The 16578-nt window shown below is 63.1% G+C and carries 21 protein-coding genes and 1 pseudogene; 11 read left to right on the forward strand and 11 right to left on the reverse strand.

The window, feature by feature from the left end:
* Both BG842_RS05555 and BG842_RS05560 read right to left on the reverse strand, forming a co-directional pair.
* Nucleotides 1–426, reverse strand: a pseudogene (locus tag BG842_RS05555) (glycoside hydrolase family 55 protein); the annotation flags it as partial.
* Nucleotides 427–552: 126 nt separating this feature from the next.
* Nucleotides 553–1161 carry an undecaprenyl diphosphate synthase family protein gene (locus BG842_RS05560; protein ID WP_069450009.1) on the reverse strand — a complete coding sequence of 203 codons (609 nt, stop codon included), beginning with the start codon at nucleotides 1159–1161 and terminating at the stop codon, nucleotides 553–555.
* An 87-nt stretch (nucleotides 1162–1248) separates the two neighbouring features.
* On the opposite strand from BG842_RS05560, the gene BG842_RS05565 reads away from it, so the two are divergent.
* Nucleotides 1249–2565 carry a DUF92 domain-containing protein gene (locus BG842_RS05565; protein WP_069450010.1) on the forward strand — a complete coding sequence of 439 codons (1317 nt, stop codon included), beginning with the start codon at nucleotides 1249–1251 and terminating at the stop codon, nucleotides 2563–2565.
* Nucleotides 2562–2978, forward strand: coding sequence for a GNAT family N-acetyltransferase (locus tag BG842_RS05570; RefSeq protein WP_069450011.1), 417 nt, complete (start codon nucleotides 2562–2564; stop codon nucleotides 2976–2978). Before BG842_RS05565 ends, BG842_RS05570 begins: the two co-directional genes overlap by 4 nt.
* 3 nt (nucleotides 2979–2981) lie before the next feature.
* Here BG842_RS05570 and dnaG read toward each other — a convergent pair whose 3' ends face one another.
* Together dnaG and BG842_RS05580 are read right to left on the reverse strand one after the other, a co-directional pair.
* Nucleotides 2982–4397: a DNA primase DnaG gene (gene dnaG / locus BG842_RS05575; protein WP_069450012.1), complete on the reverse strand. Its 1416-nt coding sequence runs from the start codon at nucleotides 4395–4397 to the stop codon at nucleotides 2982–2984.
* Nucleotides 4398–4581: 184 nt separating this feature from the next.
* On the reverse strand, nucleotides 4582–5307 hold the full coding sequence (locus BG842_RS05580; RefSeq protein ID WP_069450013.1) for a sugar phosphate isomerase/epimerase: 726 nt from the start codon (nucleotides 5305–5307) through the stop codon (nucleotides 4582–4584).
* 194 nt (nucleotides 5308–5501) lie between these two features.
* Here BG842_RS05580 and BG842_RS29600 point away from each other — a divergent pair, with 194 nt between their 5' ends.
* Both BG842_RS29600 and BG842_RS05590 read left to right on the forward strand, forming a co-directional pair.
* Nucleotides 5502–5714, forward strand: a complete 213-nt coding sequence (locus tag BG842_RS29600; RefSeq protein ID WP_175424083.1) for a DUF3311 domain-containing protein — start codon at nucleotides 5502–5504, stop codon at nucleotides 5712–5714.
* The gene (locus BG842_RS05590; protein WP_069450015.1) at nucleotides 5711–7180 is read left to right on the forward strand and encodes a sodium:solute symporter; all 1470 of its coding nucleotides are present in this window, start codon (nucleotides 5711–5713) and stop codon (nucleotides 7178–7180) included. Before BG842_RS29600 ends, BG842_RS05590 begins: the two co-directional genes overlap by 4 nt.
* 301 nt (nucleotides 7181–7481) lie before the next feature.
* Here the strand turns inward: BG842_RS05590 and BG842_RS05595 are convergent, their stop codons facing one another.
* Entirely contained in the window at nucleotides 7482–7754 is a 273-nt protein-coding gene (locus BG842_RS05595; protein WP_139136028.1) for a hypothetical protein, read from the reverse strand.
* A gap of 422 nt (nucleotides 7755–8176) precedes the next feature.
* Between BG842_RS05595 and BG842_RS05600 the strand changes: the two genes are divergently transcribed.
* The gene (locus tag BG842_RS05600) at nucleotides 8177–9070 is read left to right on the forward strand and encodes a DUF6293 family protein (RefSeq protein ID WP_069450017.1); all 894 of its coding nucleotides are present in this window, start codon (nucleotides 8177–8179) and stop codon (nucleotides 9068–9070) included.
* Between the two features lie 26 nt (nucleotides 9071–9096).
* Here BG842_RS05600 and BG842_RS05605 read toward each other — a convergent pair whose 3' ends face one another.
* Nucleotides 9097–9405 carry a hypothetical protein gene (locus BG842_RS05605; RefSeq protein ID WP_069450018.1) on the reverse strand — a complete coding sequence of 103 codons (309 nt, stop codon included), beginning with the start codon at nucleotides 9403–9405 and terminating at the stop codon, nucleotides 9097–9099.
* 203 nt (nucleotides 9406–9608) lie between these two features.
* Nucleotides 9609–10337, reverse strand: a complete 729-nt coding sequence (locus tag BG842_RS05610) for a DUF1405 domain-containing protein (protein WP_069450019.1) — start codon at nucleotides 10335–10337, stop codon at nucleotides 9609–9611.
* Between the two features lie 107 nt (nucleotides 10338–10444).
* Here BG842_RS05610 and pdxS point away from each other — a divergent pair, with 107 nt between their 5' ends.
* Nucleotides 10445–11353, forward strand: a complete 909-nt coding sequence (pdxS, locus tag BG842_RS05615) for a pyridoxal 5'-phosphate synthase lyase subunit PdxS (protein WP_007976801.1) — start codon at nucleotides 10445–10447, stop codon at nucleotides 11351–11353.
* 60 nt (nucleotides 11354–11413) lie between these two features.
* On the opposite strand, the gene BG842_RS31105 is transcribed toward pdxS, so the two are convergent.
* The 3 genes from BG842_RS31105 to BG842_RS05625 all read right to left on the reverse strand — a co-directional run bounded on the left by BG842_RS31105 (nucleotide 11414) and on the right by BG842_RS05625 (nucleotide 12639).
* Nucleotides 11414–11593 (reverse strand): hypothetical protein, encoded by a 180-nt coding sequence (locus tag BG842_RS31105; RefSeq protein ID WP_254662924.1) that lies wholly within the window; start codon nucleotides 11591–11593, stop codon nucleotides 11414–11416.
* A gap of 7 nt (nucleotides 11594–11600) precedes the next feature.
* Nucleotides 11601–11873 (reverse strand): hypothetical protein, encoded by a 273-nt coding sequence (locus BG842_RS31110; RefSeq protein ID WP_254662925.1) that lies wholly within the window; start codon nucleotides 11871–11873, stop codon nucleotides 11601–11603.
* A 163-nt stretch (nucleotides 11874–12036) separates the two neighbouring features.
* Nucleotides 12037–12639: an NUDIX domain-containing protein gene (locus BG842_RS05625; protein WP_069450024.1), complete on the reverse strand. Its 603-nt coding sequence runs from the start codon at nucleotides 12637–12639 to the stop codon at nucleotides 12037–12039.
* Nucleotides 12640–12790: 151 nt separating this feature from the next.
* Here BG842_RS05625 and BG842_RS05630 point away from each other — a divergent pair, with 151 nt between their 5' ends.
* Both BG842_RS05630 and BG842_RS05635 read left to right on the forward strand, forming a co-directional pair.
* A complete protein-coding gene (locus BG842_RS05630) occupies nucleotides 12791–13309 on the forward strand; it encodes a hypothetical protein (protein WP_007976813.1) in 519 nt (172 codons plus the stop codon).
* A 47-nt stretch (nucleotides 13310–13356) separates the two neighbouring features.
* Complete coding sequence (locus tag BG842_RS05635; protein ID WP_069450020.1) at nucleotides 13357–13821, forward strand: DUF5812 family protein; 465 nt, start codon at nucleotides 13357–13359, stop codon at nucleotides 13819–13821.
* Nucleotides 13822–13910: 89 nt separating this feature from the next.
* Here BG842_RS05635 and BG842_RS05640 read toward each other — a convergent pair whose 3' ends face one another.
* Nucleotides 13911–14450 carry a hypothetical protein gene (locus BG842_RS05640; RefSeq protein ID WP_069450021.1) on the reverse strand — a complete coding sequence of 180 codons (540 nt, stop codon included), beginning with the start codon at nucleotides 14448–14450 and terminating at the stop codon, nucleotides 13911–13913.
* 160 nt (nucleotides 14451–14610) lie between these two features.
* On the opposite strand from BG842_RS05640, the gene BG842_RS05645 reads away from it, so the two are divergent.
* From BG842_RS05645 to BG842_RS05655, 3 genes are all read left to right on the forward strand, one after another.
* Complete coding sequence (locus BG842_RS05645) at nucleotides 14611–14982, forward strand: transcriptional regulator (RefSeq protein WP_069450022.1); 372 nt, start codon at nucleotides 14611–14613, stop codon at nucleotides 14980–14982.
* A gap of 32 nt (nucleotides 14983–15014) precedes the next feature.
* On the forward strand, nucleotides 15015–15746 hold the full coding sequence (locus tag BG842_RS05650) for a nucleoside phosphorylase (protein ID WP_069450023.1): 732 nt from the start codon (nucleotides 15015–15017) through the stop codon (nucleotides 15744–15746).
* Between the two features lie 75 nt (nucleotides 15747–15821).
* Nucleotides 15822–16578: chloride channel protein (locus BG842_RS05655; protein ID WP_139136030.1), on the forward strand; the 757-nt coding region annotated here is incomplete at its 3' end.

The following is a 16578-nucleotide window of genomic DNA, read 5'->3' on the forward strand; positions in this document are numbered from 1 at the left end:
CGCCGCGGAGTCCGCGTAGTCGAACGTGAACCCGTCGAACAGGAGGTTCCGAACCCGCTCGCCGTAGATCCAGTTCCCCTGCTCTTCCGGTGGAACGAGCAGCGTGGCGTCGTTGCCGACGAACCCACAGTTCGAGCGGCCGGAAAGGTCGAGCTCCGTGAGTCGATACGTTCCGGGCGGAAAGTAGAACAGCGCACCGTCGCGCATCGACCGGTTCAGGACGTCATCGACAGGCTCGGTTCCCGTCCCGTCCGCGCCCAGTTCACCGACGTCGATGACCGCCTCGAATCGGTCGCGGTACGGACCCACGACGGTCTCCTTGCTCGGGGAAGACCGTCCGCCACAGCCCGCGACCGCCGTCGAGAGCGCGACACCGGCCGCTCGGAGATACGCTCTTCTCCTCGTCCCGTCGCTCGGCGTCCCCATCCCAGTCGGTTTGACCGTCGGATTCCATTTGAGAATTGGGGACGTAACGGATGCGGACGAAGCTGTCGGGAATATAAGCGGACCCTGTAACGCCAAAATCTGAGGTGTCCCGTCAGCTGAGCGACCCTACCGTCCGAACCGCCGCTGTCGATTCTTGTAATCGAAAATCGCGCGCAGATAGTCCCGTTTGCGGAAATCGCGCCAGTTCACGTCGGTGAAGTACAGTTCGGAGTACACCGACTGCCAGATCATGAAGTCAGAGAGGCGCTCCGCGCCGGTTTTGATAACGAGGTCGGGGTCGGTCGGGAAGACCAGTCGGGACTCGATTTCCGACTCGTCGATGTCGGCGGCGGAAACCGTCCCGGCCTCCACGTCCTCCGCGACCGCGCGGACCGCCTCGGCGAACTCGTGTTTGCCGCCGAGTCCGATACTTATCTGAATCGGCGCGTCAGCAGGTGTGAGGTCGTCGGGTCCGCGAACGGCGATGGCTCGGGGCGCGCGGACGTTCTCCAGTTCTCGTTCGAGGGTCGGTACCGCGCCCGAATCCAGCACGCTCACGTAGACCGTGATGCGTTCTGCCCCGTAGTCGAACGCCCACTGGAAGAACGATTCGAGCGTCTCGTACGCGCCCTGTTCCAGCAGATCGCGTTCCGTGATGACGACGGCGACGTGGCTCGGCGGGTCGGCATCGTGTCGTCGCACGCGGGCCGTGAGGTACTGGTCGTAAAGTCCCACTGCGGCTAGGTTGCCGCTATCGACGCTTAAACGTCACGCCCTGCGCCGTTCGGGAAGATTAAGTGCCCGTCCGCGAAAACGAAACTCGTGACTTCGAGCATTCGCCGGGCGGCGGCGTTCGCGGCTATCGCCACGTTATCCCTCGCCGCATCGGTGCTGGTTGCGGGTGTGGCGGCGCTGTTCGCCGCGGTCGGTGCGGTCGCGCTCGTCATCGACGACGGCCCGTTGTTCGACCTCTTCGCACGGCCGAGCGACCGCAGTGAAGGACGATTGCGCGGACTCGCCGCGTTCTCCTTTGCGACCGCCGGACTCGCCATGCTCGTCATGCTCGTCGATTTACCGACGAGCGTCTTCGCCGCCGCCGTCTGCCTGCTCGCCTACGGAAATCTGACGGAACAGCTCGTCAGAACCCGGAGCAACGCGACTATCACCGCAACGGCCGGGTTCACGGTCGGCGGGTTCTTCGCGGCCGCCGTCGCACAGGTATTCGTCCGAAGCGTCCAAGGCAGTCCCGTCGAACCGGCGATTCCCGAAATCGTCTTCCTCGCCGCGAGCGGCGCGCTGTTGGCCGGGCTACTTCGGTCGGTCCTCTTCGAGCGCGACGACCCGTTGGTGATGTTCTCCGTCGCACTCCTGCTGTGGCTCTTCACCGACCTCACGATGACCGTGACGGAACTCGACATCGTGCTCGCAATCGCCATCACTGTCGGCTTCGGCTACGTCTCGTGGGCGCTCGATACGGCGTCCGTGACCGGCATGCTCACCGGCATCCTCCTCGCGTTGCTCACCATCGTCCTCGGCGGCTACCCGTGGTTCGCCGTCCTCATCTCCTTTTTCGCGCTGGGCGGACTGTCGACGAAGTTCAGGTACGAGCAGAAGCGAGAGAACGGCGTCGCGGAAGCCAACGAGGGCGCGCGCGGCGGTGGCAACGTCCTCGGGAACGCTGCCGTTGCGCTGGTCGCCGTCCTCGCGTTCGCCGCCAGCGACCGGCTCCCCGTTTCGGAAGCCGTCTTCCTCTTCGCCTTCGCGGGGAGCATTGCGGCCGCCATGAGCGACACCTTATCGAGCGAAATCGGCGGCGTCTTCGACAATCCGCGACTCATCACGACGTGGCAACCGGTCGAACCCGGAACCGACGGCGGCGTGACGTGGCAAGGCGAGGTGGCCGGGGCGTCCGGCGCGACAATCGTCGCGCTCATCGCCGTCGCGCTGTTCGGGTCCATCGGTCCGCTCGGCGGTGCTGTCATCGCGCTGGCCGGTATCGGCGGCATGACGGTCGATAGCCTCCTCGGCGCGACGGTCGAAGGTGAGGGACTCGGCAACCAGAGCGTCAACTTCCTCGCAACCCTCTCGGGGGCGCTCCTCGGTGCCGGACTCGCGTTGCTGGTGGGTCTGGCGGCGTGATTCGACCCGCCACACCGGACGACCGTCCGCGGCTACAACGGATTCGGACGTGGCTTCCCGAACCGACGCCGGGACTCCTCGAAACGGCGATTTCCGGGGCCGGGTCGGTCCTCGTCTCGACGGCCGACGGCGTGCCGGTCGGCTACGTTCTTACCATGGTCGCGGACGACGCCTACGTCGCCGAACTCGTCGTGGAACCCGCACACCGCGGGGAGGGGCGGGCGACGCGACTCCTCGGCGCGACGGTGGACATGGCCCGCGACCGAGGTTGTAACCGCGTTTCGCTGACGGTACACGAAGAAAACGACGTCGCACGGTCGCTCTACGAGTCGCTGGGATTCGAACGCCGCGGGCGGGAACCGGACTACTACGCCGACGGCGGCGATGGATTGCTGTTCGAAAAGCGGTTGTGAGGATTACTCGTTCAGGAGGTCGTCCGCGGTGATGATGCGGACGGTCGTCGGCTTTTTGACGAACTCGCCCTCCTCTCGGGCGATAATCTGCTCGACGCCGCGCTGGGCGGACACGTCGAGGATTCGCTGGCTCAGGCTGCCGTCGATGACGACGGCGTGCGGGACGGTCGCCGAGTCTTCGATGGTTGCAAACGCTTCGTCCGCCGGTGCGTCCGCGAGGACGCCGAAATCGTCGTCCAGCAGTCGCACGGTGTCCGTTTTGCCGTCGATGACCGCTTTCGCGTGCCCGCGAAGCGTCATCGGTTCGCGTTCGGCGCGCGGTTCGGCGACGGTTTCGGACGCATCGCGTTCGTCAACGTGCTCCGCGACGTCCGACTCCGAATCGTCGGCCGTCGATTCCGAGTCGGCGGTCGAAGTGTCGATTTCGTCGGTCGAGTCGGGTTCTTCCGGCGCGTCGGCTTCCCCGACGCGTCCGCTCTCGCTGTCTTCACTCTCGCGTTCTGGTTCGTCGCGGTCCGCCTCGCCCGACGGTTTCATCGGGTGGGGCACCGTTTCGCTCTCGGTTTCGGGTGCGGGGAGCGTGCTGCCGTCGGTCGCGGCCATCACGGTCCCGTCGGATTCGAACCGTTCGAACCGTCGCTTTTGTCGGAGGGACGCCATCACTTCGTCGCGCGAGAGGTCCTCGACGGACGTCCCCCGCGGCGCGACGGCGACGTAATCGATGTCGCCCACTTGGTCGAGTTCCTTCAGAATCAGGTCGCCGCCTCGGTCGGCGTCGAGGAACGCCGTGGTCGTCCGCTCCTGCGTGAGGTCCGCGACGGTGTCGGGGACGTTCGTCCCCTCCACCGCGATGGCGTTCTTGATGCCGTATCGGAGGAGCGTCAGGACGTCGGCCCGGCCTTCCACGACGATGATGGCGTCGCTGTCGGTGACGTTCGGTCCCGCGGGAAACCCTTCGTATTCGGTGATGTCCTCGACGCGGATGCTCTGGCGAACTTCGTCCAGAATCTCCTGGCTGGTCATCACGCTGTCGTCGAACGAAGAGGAGAGCAGGTCCTTGGCGCGGTCGACCACTTCGCGGCGTTTCGCGGCCCGGACGTCTTCGATGCTGGCGATGCTCACGCTGGCCCGACACGGGCCGACGCGTTCGATGGTTTCGAGCGAGGCCGCCAGAATCGCCGTCTCTACTTTATCGAGGCTGCTGGCGATGGTGATGGTGCCGAACGACTGCCCGTGTTCGCTCTCGATGTGAACGTCGATACGGCCGACTTTGGATGACTGTTGGAGGTCGCGTAAATCGAGGTCGTCGCCGAGCAGACCTTCGGTCTGGCCGAAGATCGCCCCAACGACGTCACTGCGTTCTACCACCCCGTCGGCGGTAATGTCTGCGTGAATGAGGTATTTCGCTGTATCGTCCATGAGTGATGAACTGCCCTCGGGGAGGGCGTGATTGTGATGCGTCCATGAGCGTTGCCATGGATACGTCTCATTGTGGCGCTCCGACGCCCAAATACCTGTCGTCACGGGGGTTCCGTCCGGCGATTTTACCGCATTATTTCGACTAAATTCATTGCCGGTTTGAATTTGACTGATGGGGGGTTCGTTACCCGTTCAACTCCCGAAGGCGTTCCGCACCGTGGGCGAGTGACGCGAGCGGGTCGGCCGGGTTATCGTGTTCGTAGACGAGCCAATCCGCCCCGACTTCCTTCGCCGTAGCCACACAAGCGGTCAGGTCCACGTCGCCGTCCCCGAGTTCGACCGGCTCCCCGTCGTGCGTGTCCTTGACGTGGACGAGCGGAACGCGGTCGCCCAGCGACCGGAGGAGCGAACGCGGGTCCGCCCCCGCCGCGACGGCCCATCCGATGTCGAGTTCGATTTCGACTTCCGACTCCGAAAGGAAGACCTCGAAGCCGGTTTCCCCGTCCACCGACGCGAACTCGTGGTCGTGGTTGTGGTAGCCGAGCGAGGTGCTGTGTCCCTCCATCCGCGCCGCGAGTTCGTCCAATCGGCGGGCCGTTCGAGTCGCCGCCTCCCGGCTCTCGAAGTGCGCGCCCTCGAGGTAGGGAACGACTACCCACTCACAGCCGAGTCGATGGTACTCGCGTGCGACTCGTCCGGGGTCGTCCTCCAACTCGCCGATAGGGACATGGGCCGCGGCGGCTTCCAATCCCGCTTCGTCCAGCGCGTCGGCGACGGCCGCCGGGTTCGCGTCGCCCAACCCCGCAAACTCCACGCCGTCGAAGCCAGCCTCACCGACCCGTGCGAGCAGGTCGGGGAGCGGTTCGTTCAGTTCACGGAGCGTGTACAGTTGAATCGCGGTTCGCGTCATGGGTTCTACGTGCTACCCCGACGGCTTTATTGGTTGTTCTCCCTGCAACGGCCGTTCCCCGTCTCGATTTCATTCCGTCGAAACGGCATCGACGCGACGGATACGAACCCGGATTTCGAAGAGGAATTCTCTTCGAAATCGACCTCCGAATATTTTTGGCAACTCTTATCACCGTCGGTTCATACGTTCGGATAATGATTAGCAATCTCGGGCGAATCGGTTGGACGGTCGTGTTCGCGGTGCTCATCGCGCTCACTATTCCGTGGTTCCTCTGGGGCGACGGGCGGGTCGCGTACGGCTTGCCGGTGTGGCTCTGGTGGCACATCGGCTGGATGGTCGTGGTGTCGCTCGTCTTCACGGTGTTCGCGAACCGCGCGTGGGGCATCGGCATCGAGGAGGGAGCATGAGCGACACGACGCTCCAGTTGGGCATCATCGGCGGCTATCTCGTCCTCTCGCTGTTGATCGGGCTGCTCGCGTATCGGCTGACCGACCGAACCGCGGAGGATTACTACCTCGCCAGTCGAACCTTCGGAACCGTCGTCCTGCTGTTCACGACCTTCGCGACCCTGCTGTCGGCGTTCACGTTCTTCGGCGGCCCGAACGTCGCCTACGGGTCCGGCCCGGAGTGGATTCTCGTCATGGGCCTGATGGACGGCGTGCTGTTCGCCGTCCTCTGGTACGCCGTCGGCTACAAGCAGTGGCTCCTCGGACGCGAACACGGCTACGTCACGCTCGGCGAGATGCTCGGTGACCGGTTCGGATCGCCCGCACTCCGCGGCCTCGTCGCCGCAATCAGTCTCTTCTGGCTGTTCCCCTACGTGATGCTCCAGCAGGTCGGGGCCGGAACCGCGCTGGAAGCCCTGACGGGTGGCGAACTCTCCTACGCGATGGGCGCGGGCCTCGTGACGGTGTTCATCATCGCCTACGTCGTCCTCTCGGGGATGCGCGGCATCGCGTGGACGGACACCCTGCAGGGCGCGTTCATGCTCGTCATGGTCTGGGCCGCCACGCTCTGGGCGCTCACCGAGTTCGAGGGGATGAGCGCTGCGACCGCGGGGATGGCCGAATCGAACCCCGAATTCCTCTCGCTCGGCGGTGTCCCGTACTCGCCCCAATGGATGCTCTCGCAGGCCATCGGCATCGCGTTCGGCGTGGCGATGTTCCCGCAGGTCAACCAGCGCTTCTTCGTCGCCCGGTCGAAGAAAGTCCTGAAGCGCACGTTCTCGCTGTGGCCGATTCTCGTCGTCCTGCTGTTCGTCCCCGCGTTCATGCTCGGCGCGTGGGCGCGCGGCCTCCCAATCGACGTGCCGGAGAACGGCAACGTCCTTCCCATCGTGCTCTCCGAGTACGCACCCGCGTGGTTCGCGGCACTGGTCATCGCGGGTGCCATGGCCGCGATGATGTCCTCGTCGGACTCCATGCTCCTCTCCGGGTCGTCGTACTTCACCCGCGACCTCTACCGCCCGTTCGTCAATCCGAACGCCAGCGATAGCTGGGAGGACACCCTCGGACGCATCGGCGTCGCCGTCTTCGCAATCGCCGCGTTCGTCGCCAGCCTGTACACCCCTGGCACCATCATGACCATCGGCGGTACCGCGTTCGGCGGATTCGCCCAACTCGCGCTCCCCGTCATCGTCGCCCTCTACTGGAAGCGGGTGACGCGAACTGGGATGTTCGCCGGACTTCTCGGCAGTCAAGTATTCTACCTCGCCAGCGTGTTCCTGCCGTTCGTGCCGGACACCTACGGCGGGTGGCTCGCGTCCATCGTCGGCATGCTCCTCGGACTCGTGCTGACCGTCTCGGTTTCCGCTCTGACCGCGGCCGCTCCGAGCGAGGAGACGGACCTCTACTTCGACCTCCACGCCGACTAGCAGAAATTCGTTTTTCTCGGCGCACGTCCGTGAATTCTGTTTCACCGGTTTCCGCACGTCGCTCTCGTTTTGGTTTCGACTCGGACGACGATAGCGGGGTTTTGAAGTTCCAGAAAGCCCCCGCCCGCTCGCGGTCGTCGGAAGACGTTCCTGCTCACTTCGTTCGCGGGTGTGCGACTTTTGTGGTCACATTCACGTCCGTTCATGTGACCGCTGTGCGGGATATTCTGGCCTCTCCGCCACGTTCGGCCAGAATAGTTGCCCGCACACCAACCACGCAAGCGCGACCGGGCGGCTCCTTTCAATCCACCCACACAAACAGCACCGCATCGGCCACCCCCTCCCCAGCCGATTCGCTTCGCTCATCCCTCGCACGTTTCAGCGAGACGGCTCGGACGAGATGGTTCGCGGCGACGCCGCTCACTTTCGACGTTTCGAAGAAACCTCGCTGTCCTCGCCGTCCCGCCAGCGCGCGCCACAGCGACAAGTCGGGTACACGAAACTGGGCTTTCCACCCCGGCGCGTGCGCCAGCAGGCCCGAGGACTTCACGTCCGAGGGCCTGTTAGTTATCACGCGAGGGATGAGCACCGGAACGAAGTGAGGAGCGCAATCGGTTGGGGAGGACGTGGTTGTCGCGGTGCGGTGTTGTGGGAGGACTGAAAGGGGCCGCCCGGTCGCGTTTACGTGGTCTGCTGTGCGGGCCAGTATTCGTGCGGGCTGTGCGGAGAGCACGAATATCCCGCACAGCGACCGCGACCGGACGGAGGCTTTCGAAAACGTCTCCTCGGTGATTTCGTTGTCGTCTCATCCAGACTCATGTTCAACTCGTAGCGACCGGATGGGGGCTTTCGAGACTTTCATCGTAGTCGTTGCCGTCGCAACCTCAGCGGGAACCTCTCGTCGTACCGAGTAGGTAGCGATTTCGAAAAATCTCCCACGCATCCCCCAAACGCGTTGACGACGACTTTAAACCCGTTTCCCGAGAATCCCCGCCCATGCAGACACACATCGTCCCGGTCGGGTTCGATTACGACCGGCTCATCGCGCCGCTCGTGCGCGACCAACTCGACGTGGACCGCGTCATCCTCTTGGAGGGCGCGGTGGGCAGCGAGGCCAACGTCGAATACTCGCGGAACCTCTCTCGCAAACTCGGCAAGGACTTCGAGAACCTGCTCGGCGCGGAAACCGAGCGCGTGGTCATCGAGGACGTGTACGACTACGACACCGCGTTCGAGCAGGCCTACGACCGCATCAACGCCGAACTCGACGGCGGCGGCGAGGTGTGGGTGAACGTCAGCGCCATGCCCCGAACGGTCAGCTTCGCGTTCGCCACCGCCGCCCACTCCATCATGGTCGAACGGCAGGAGGACCGCGAGCGGATTCACACCTACTACACCGCCCCGGAGAAGTATCTGGAGACGGAACTCGCCGAGGAACTCCGCGGGGAGACCGACTTGCTCGAATCCGTCTTGAACGGCGAGGTGGACGAAGGGAGCATCGAAACCCACCTCGAACGCGCCCGCGACCTGCTCTCGGAGTTCGACGAGCGCGGGACGACCATCGGTGCGAAGCGCGTCGGCTCGGGACACATCGTGGAACTGCCGGTCGCCTCGTTCTCGAACGTCAAGCCGTTCGAGGAACTCATCCTGTTCACGCTCGGCGACCACGGCCAGTTCGAGAGCGTGAGCGAACTCGCCCAGACCTTGGCCCGCGACCTGAACGAGGAGTACACCGACAGCTTCCGCTCGAAGGTCATCTACAACGTTGACCGCCTCGGACCGGGCGGAAAGGGCTACATCGAACAGGAAGAGGAGGGCAAATCCTACCGCACCCGACTCTCACGAATCGGGGAACTGTGGGTGCGGGCACACACGAACGGGGACGCGTAGGACAGCTTCGTCGGTCGATTTTCCTTCTACAGGTACTCCTTCCACTGCTCGCGGAGGTCGTCGAGGAATCCCTCTTCGCCCGCCGCCTCCAACTGTTCCGTCGCGAGCGTCCAGTACTGTCCGCGGTGTTCGACCAGTTCGTCGTCGGCCAACTGGCTCAACACCGGGCCGACGCTGCCGTCCGGTATGTCCATGCCGTCGCGCACCTCGGACCGAGTGAACGCCTGCCGGTCGTTCACGGCGAGAAACGACATCACGCGGTGGGCGTTGGTCCCTTGTCGAATGTCGAGCGCGGCGTCCGGCAGGTGTCGAAACTCGTCTCTGTCGATGGGCATGGAACGAATTTCGACGGTGTTCTACTAAAATATACTGGATACTACTGAATACTATCGAATACTACTAGAACAGCTGTTTCGATACTGATTTCTCTCCCATCTCACTGATTCCTCCGGTTTCCAACTGACACGTCCCGAGAACACCGAACGCTGGTCGTGACTTCTCGTCTCGTTTTCGTCATCTCGTCTCTCTCGTTCCGTTCCTATCGCTCTACTTCTATCGTCCCCGCCTCCAACTTCTCCACTCGCGTCGTGAGCGCCAGGAACGTCGCCAGCAGGGTGATGACGACCGCACCGGCCGCCGCGATTTCGTGGGTCGGCGACGGGTGGCTGTATCCCGCGGCGAGGATTTGTTGGGCCGGGAGGCCGGTGTGGTGGGGCGTGCCGACGATGGGAACGAAGTAGTCAACGAGGTCGTTGAAGCCGTACCAGACGACGGCGACGAAGACGGCACCGACCGGAAAGTCGCTGTAGCGGTGGATGAGGAACGCCTCGACGACCATGGCGAGGTGGCTACAGAACAGGAAGGCGTACATCGGCCAGCCGACGCCGATGAATCCCGAGAAGAACGTGGCCAGCACGAACGGCGTCCACAGGCCGAGTTTGATGCATCCGAAGAAGGCGAGCATGTTCACCCACTCGTTGTTCCGCCCGAGTTTCCACAGGGCGAGCGACAGCGCGATGAACAGCGTCGCCATCGGACTGTCGGGGACGAAGGGCCACATGACGGCCGGTTCGACGCCGAACTGCCACGTCATTAGCGGGTCGGAAAACGGGTACGGGTGAAAGCCGTAGTACCAGAAGCCGAACGCGGTGCCGACGAGGTTGATTATCACGATGGGCCAGGCCATTCGCAAGCCGAAATCCTCCAGCCATTGGGGAAGCGGTGCGACGTACCACGGGAGGTCCTCAAGCGGCGGGAGGGTCGTCATACCCACGGCGAGGAATTGTCGGGGCAAAGAGGCTTCGATTGGCGTGTCACCGGATCAGCCGTTCCGCAATCGGTACGTCTTAACCCTCCCCTTCGTTAGGGGCATGCATGGCAGAGCCAACCGACATCGAGGAACTGAAGCGCGGCACGGAACTGGTCAAGCGCGGGTTCGCCCGCATGCAGAAAGGCGGCGTCATCATGGACGTCGTGAACCCAGAACAGGCTCGCATCGCGGAGGACGCGGGCGCGGTCGCCGTCATGGCGCTCGAAGCCGTCCCGGCGGACATCCGAAAGCGCGGCGGCGTGGCGCGGATGGCCGACCCCGCCGACGTCGAGGAGATCATCGACGAAGTGTCCATCCCGGTGATGGGCAAGGCGCGAATCGGTCACACGACCGAGGCCCAAATCCTCGAATCCATCGGCGTGGACATGATAGACGAGTCCGAGGTGCTCACCCCGGCGGACGAGAAGTACCACATCGACAAGCGCGAGTTCACCTCGCCGTTCGTCTGCGGCGCGCGTAACCTCGGCGAGGCGCTTCGCCGCATCAACGAGGGCGCGGCGATGATCCGAACCAAGGGCGAGGCCGGTACGGGCGACGTGAACCAGGCCGTCCACCACCAGCGCACCATCAAGGGCGCGATTCGGGAACTGCAGGGCAAGACCCACGAGGAACGCGAGATGCTCGCCCGCGAACTCGAAGCCCCCGCGGAACTCGTCCACGAAACCGCCGAAGCGGGCCGTCTCCCCGTCGTCAACTTCGCGGCGGGTGGCATCGCCACGCCCGCGGACGCGGCGCTGATGATGCACCACGGCTGCGACGGCATCTTCGTCGGGTCGGGTATCTTCGGTGCAGAGGACCCCGTGCTGATGGGCAACGCCATCGTGGAAGCGACGAACAACTGGGATGACCCGGAGCGCCTCGCCGAGATTAGTAAGGACATCGGCTCGGGCATGAAGGGCGAAGCCAACGTGGACCTGCCCGAAGAAGAGAAGATGCAGGGCCGCGGGAACTGAGCGACGCACGTTTTCGCCGCGTTTTCCCCTATTTCGATTCGAGACGGAGTGACAACTACGTCAGTCGGTCTGCCGGTACGTCATTCGAACCAGCGTCTCGACGCCGCCTTCGGGGACTTCCATCTCGGGGTCGAACAGCTCGAAGCCGACCGATTCGTAGTAGGGCACCAGTCCACGGCGACAGAGCAGCGAGAGACCGACGACGCTCTGTAGGTCGGGGTGGTCCACGACGGCTTCCATGAGTATCTTACCGAACCCTTCGCCGCGGCGGGTCGGTGGCCACTATCACGTCGAAGACGTTCGCGTAGTACGTGTAGTCGGTCAACACCCGCGCGGCGGCCACGAGGTCGCCGTCACGGGGCTTCCCCGGAGCCTCGAACTCGATGCCGACGGCGACCTCCGTCTCGGAGAGCGCGTTTCGAACCCCGTCCACCTCTCGGTCTTCCCACCACTCGTACTCCTCGTAGAGGTCGGTCAGTTCGCGGGCATCGTCGGGCGTGAGGTCTCGAACGCGACTCATTCGTCACAGCGGTTTCACACGCCGAAATAATGCTCTTTTGATACTCTGCCAGACGATACCACGGATGTTCGACGGTATCCTCACCGGCATCGCTGACGACGTGAGAAAACGACTCGAAAAAACGGAACGCGAATCGAATGCGAATCGAATGCGAATCGGACGGCTATTCGAAGTCGCGTCGCATGGCGATTTCGAACCACGGACACAGGCGAAGCTGACGGTACCAGCGCGGGTTCTCGTGCAGGCGCTCGTAGGGAACCCACATCACGCCGCCGACTTCTTCCTCAACGGGGTCGAGCGATTTGTCCTTCAGGGTGAGTTTGAGGACGGAACAGACCTCGTGTTCGACGCCCTCCTGCGGGTAGTAGCGCTTGTACTCGAACTTATCCGTCACGCGCAGGTCGTCGTACTGGTCGGGCGAGATGCCGAGTTCTTCTTCGAGGCGCTGGCGCGTGGCCTCCTCTTGGGATTGGCCGGGTTCGGGGTGAGACGCGACGGTACCGTCCCAGTAGGTGTCCCAGAGGCGCTTCGTCGGCGAACGCTGTGCGAGGAGGATGTTGTCGTCGTCGTCGAAGATGAGCGCGGTGAACGCTCGATGGCGGATGCCGTCGCCCATGTGGGCGTCGAGACGGTTCACGATTTCGAGTTCGTTGTCGTCGCCGTCCACGGCGACGACGTTCTGGCGAGCGTTCTTGTGTCGCTCGTCGGTTTCGGCGCTCTCGTTGGCGGCTCCGCCCGACGAGTTGGCGGCGTTGTCAGTGCTCATACCGCTATAGAGAACCATCCGTTTCAAACGTTCTTCGGAAATCGTTCGACACGAAATCGTACTGTCGGTCCTCCCGACTCGAAGTCGTCCCGTTCGTCCTCCCGACCCGAAGTCGCGCCATTTACCTTCGCGCGAGTCCGAGTGTCGGGTGATGACCGACGCCGCTACTGCCGGTGAGGACGACTACTCCGGGTTGCTTGGCGCGTTCCGCTACAGTTTCCGCGTCTCCGACTCGCTCGTTTTCCGGCTGTACGTCCTTCTCAGCTTCGTTCTCGGGGTCATCCTCGGGTTCGCGTTCGTCCTCGCACTGGTTCGCTGGTTCTACCTCACGCTCGGTCACTCCGCGCTGGAGACGACCTCGAACGCCTTCCTCGGCGTCATCGCGCTCTTCGTCCTCGGACCGCTGTTCGCGCCCGTCCTGTTCGTGGCGCGTCGGCACCGACGCGACGAAGGCGAAGACGCCCGCTACGACACGATTCTCGCGCTCTCGGGCGTCCTCTTCCTGCTCTCGCTGTACGTCGGGGTCATCATCTCCGTTCCGGCACAGTACCAGTCGGCGAACGCCGGTGCCCTCGGGAGCTTTCTCTACTCGCTCCCGCAACTGTCCGGCCTCGTCCCGCCCATCGTCTCGGCGCTGTTCATCTACGCCCTCCATCGGTTCCTCAAGTAGCGGACGGGAGCGCAACCCGGAAAAGGAACCGCGACGTACCACCTGCCATGACCGAGAAGACGAGCACGTTCCTCGTCACCCACGCCGAAGACGACTCGGCGGTGCTCAAGGACGTTCACGACGGACAGGTACACACCCTTTCGAGCAACCCCGGCGTCGAAGCGGACGACGCCATCGAGGCCACGGTCGAACCCGAACCCCCGATGGAGGTGACGTGGACCGCCGTCGAAATCGACGAACGACGGTCCCTCACGGTCCACGAGAGCGACGAACCGCCGACGAGTCACGAGCGAGACATCGCCGACGAACAGGAGGTTGGCGACTTGGAACGCACCGAACGCGCCGGAATCGGCGAGATTCACGTTCTATCTGTTCCGCCGGAGGAAACCGAAGACGCCGTGGCCGACGTGCTGGACGACGAGGGAACGCTCTCGCGCGCGGCCCGACTCGGCGTGAACCGCGTCGAAGTCAGGTCCGAGGACGGAACGGTGAGCGTTCGGTATCTGCCGTAGACGGGTCTATTTTCGACTCGGTGCTCGGTGAAGAATCTCGTTTTCCGTTTCGTTCGAGAATCGGTAATCGTCCGAAAGGCCGGAATGAACTACCGATCGGACCTCGGAAACGGCTCCAACTCTCCGTTTCCTTCTTTTCGCATCACATCACGGATGAAGAGACGCGTTTCGTCGAGTAATTCCGATTCGTCCTCAAATGTCCGAACGGAAGCGTCCCACCGGTCGCCAATCGACCCGATCATCGCACTGCTCATCCCTTTTTGATGTAGAAACAACACCCGTTCGCGCTGTTTTTCACTCATGTCTTCGAGCACCGCACCGACCTCGATACCGACGCCGAGATTTTTCCCGTGATTCGGAACGACGAACAACACGACGTTGCTAGCCCGTGCGAATTCGAGACTCTGTGTTCCGGCGTCCATCTCATCGAGCGGGATTTCCGGGTTGGTAGCGAGAAACGCATTGTAGCCCTCTCGTCGCAAGTCATCACGTACGGTTTCGAGGAAGTCGAACATCTCGGCGTCCTCGGTGGCATGTGATTTGTACGGCCCCATGACGTAGATGAGAAATTGCCGATGGAGGACCGCTGAGCGGTTGTTTTCGAGAAGTTCTGAGAGCTTTTCTCGCATCTACCGAACTGAACGGAATCTTGCTACTTATAAATAGCGATGGTTTCAGGAATGATTGACTCAAGAAGCGTTAAGAACATTCATCTCGTAGTAGGGTCTAAGATGTCTAAGATATCAAAGGCGTAGCGATACTTGAAAAATACGTTCGCATACTTCACCCATGTCCAAAGCAGAACGGTACGACGTCCCCAAACTCCCCGAAAACAGCGTCCTCGACTTGGAGGACTACCTCGCCATGCAACGTGCAATCGGCGAAGAATCGCGCTATCGAATCCTCGCGGAACTCCTCCGAGAGGGCGAGCAGAGTGCCACGGAACTCGCCGACGCGCTCGACATCAAATCGAACTCGCTTCACTACCATCTGGACGAACTCGTGGACGTCGGATTGGTGGCGAACCGGAAACGAAAGGAGCGCGGTGCTGACGGTCTGTACTCGTACTACGTCGCCACCTCGCTCGGAAAAGCAGTGATGAAACACGGTATCGGCGAACTCATCCGCGAGGAACACGACATCCTGACGCGCTACAGCTAATCTTTTCTACCTCACCCCAAAACTCCTCGTCCATGGCAATGCAACCGCACCTACTCGTTGACGAGGGCGACCTGAACGACATCGCGCTGATTCCCGGCGACCCGGGGCGCGTGGACCGAATCGCGGCGCAGTGTGACTCCTCGGAGGTCGTCTCCGAGAACCGCGAGTACAAGGTCGTCAACGCGGAGTACGAGGGGACGCCGCTGACCATCTGTTCGACCGGAATCGGCTGTCCGTCGGCGACCATCGCCATCGAGGAGATGCACGCCGTCGGCGTCGAAACCGTCATCCGCGTCGGGACGACGGGTGCGCTCCAGACGGACATCGAAATCGGCGATATGGTCGTCGCCACGGGCGCGGCGAAAGACGAGGGGACGACCCGTCGCTACGAGGAGGACACCTACCCGGCGGTGCCGGACTATCACGTCCTCTCGGCGCTGGTCGATTCCGCGGAATCGAACGACGAGGACGTTCACGTCGGCCCGATCGCGTCCGACGACGCGTTCTACGCGGAAACCGACGAGTACGTCCGGTCGTGGGAAGAGGCGAACATCCTCTCAGTCGAGATGGAAGCGGCCGCGGTCTTCTCCGTCGCGCGACGCAAGGGCATGCGCTCGGGGGCCATCTGCACCGTGGACGGCAACCTCGTGAAGGGGACCCAGAAGGGAACCGACACCGAGGACGACGAACTGCCCGAGAAGGCGAAGAACAACGTCGAGCGCGCGATTCGCATCACGCTCGATGCAGTCGTCTCGTTGGCGTAACCGAGAGCTGATAGGGGGGTGATTTTCGTAAAACCGACCACAAGAGTGTAGCGGCTCCCGGTCGTGATGCTCTCTATGGGTGGAGGGGACGGGAGCGAGGAGGCGGCGAGCGACGAGTCCATGTTAGGGGAGGTTCGTTCGCCCCTCTCCCCGCCGTCCCTCCGGTCGCTTCCGGCGGACAGCGACCTTCGAATGGTGGTGTTGGCGCTCGCAATCGGGATTATCGCCGGACTCGGCGCGGTGTTCTTCCGGTTCGCCATCTGGGTCGTCCAAGAGGTCTTCTACGGCCCGGCGCTCAATCCGGGGAGCGTCGAGTTCGTGCTCGTCCCGGTTCCGAACGCCTTTTCGATACTGTCGGTGCTCGGTCCCGTCAGACTCCTCCTCCTGCCCGCCGTCGGCGGCCTCATCGTGGGCGTCATCATCAAACTGACGACGCCGGAAGTGAAGGGCCACGGCGTCCCGAAGGTCCTCGAATCCATCCTCGTTCGGAGCGGCGAAATCGACCCGAAGATTTCGGTGTACAAGACGGTCGCCTCGTCCATCGCAATCGGTAGCGGCGGGTCGCTGGGTCGTGAGGGTCCCATCGTCCAAATCGGGAGCGCGGCGGGGTCCTTCTTCGGGCGGTACGTGGACCGAAGCGCCTACACCCGGACGCTGGTGGCGGCGGGTGCGGCGGCGGGTATCGCCGGGACGTTCAACGCGCCGCTGGCGGGCGTCATGTTCTCGTTGGAAATCCTCCTGGCGGAGTACTATCTGCAGAACGTCATCGCCATCGTCTTGAGTGCGGTAATGGCGACGGCCGTCGCGCGGTCGTTGCTCGATTTCACTCCCA

This window comes from Haladaptatus sp. W1 (genome assembly GCF_001723155.1).
Classification (GTDB): Archaea; Halobacteriota; Halobacteria; order Halobacteriales; family Haladaptataceae; genus Haladaptatus; species Haladaptatus paucihalophilus.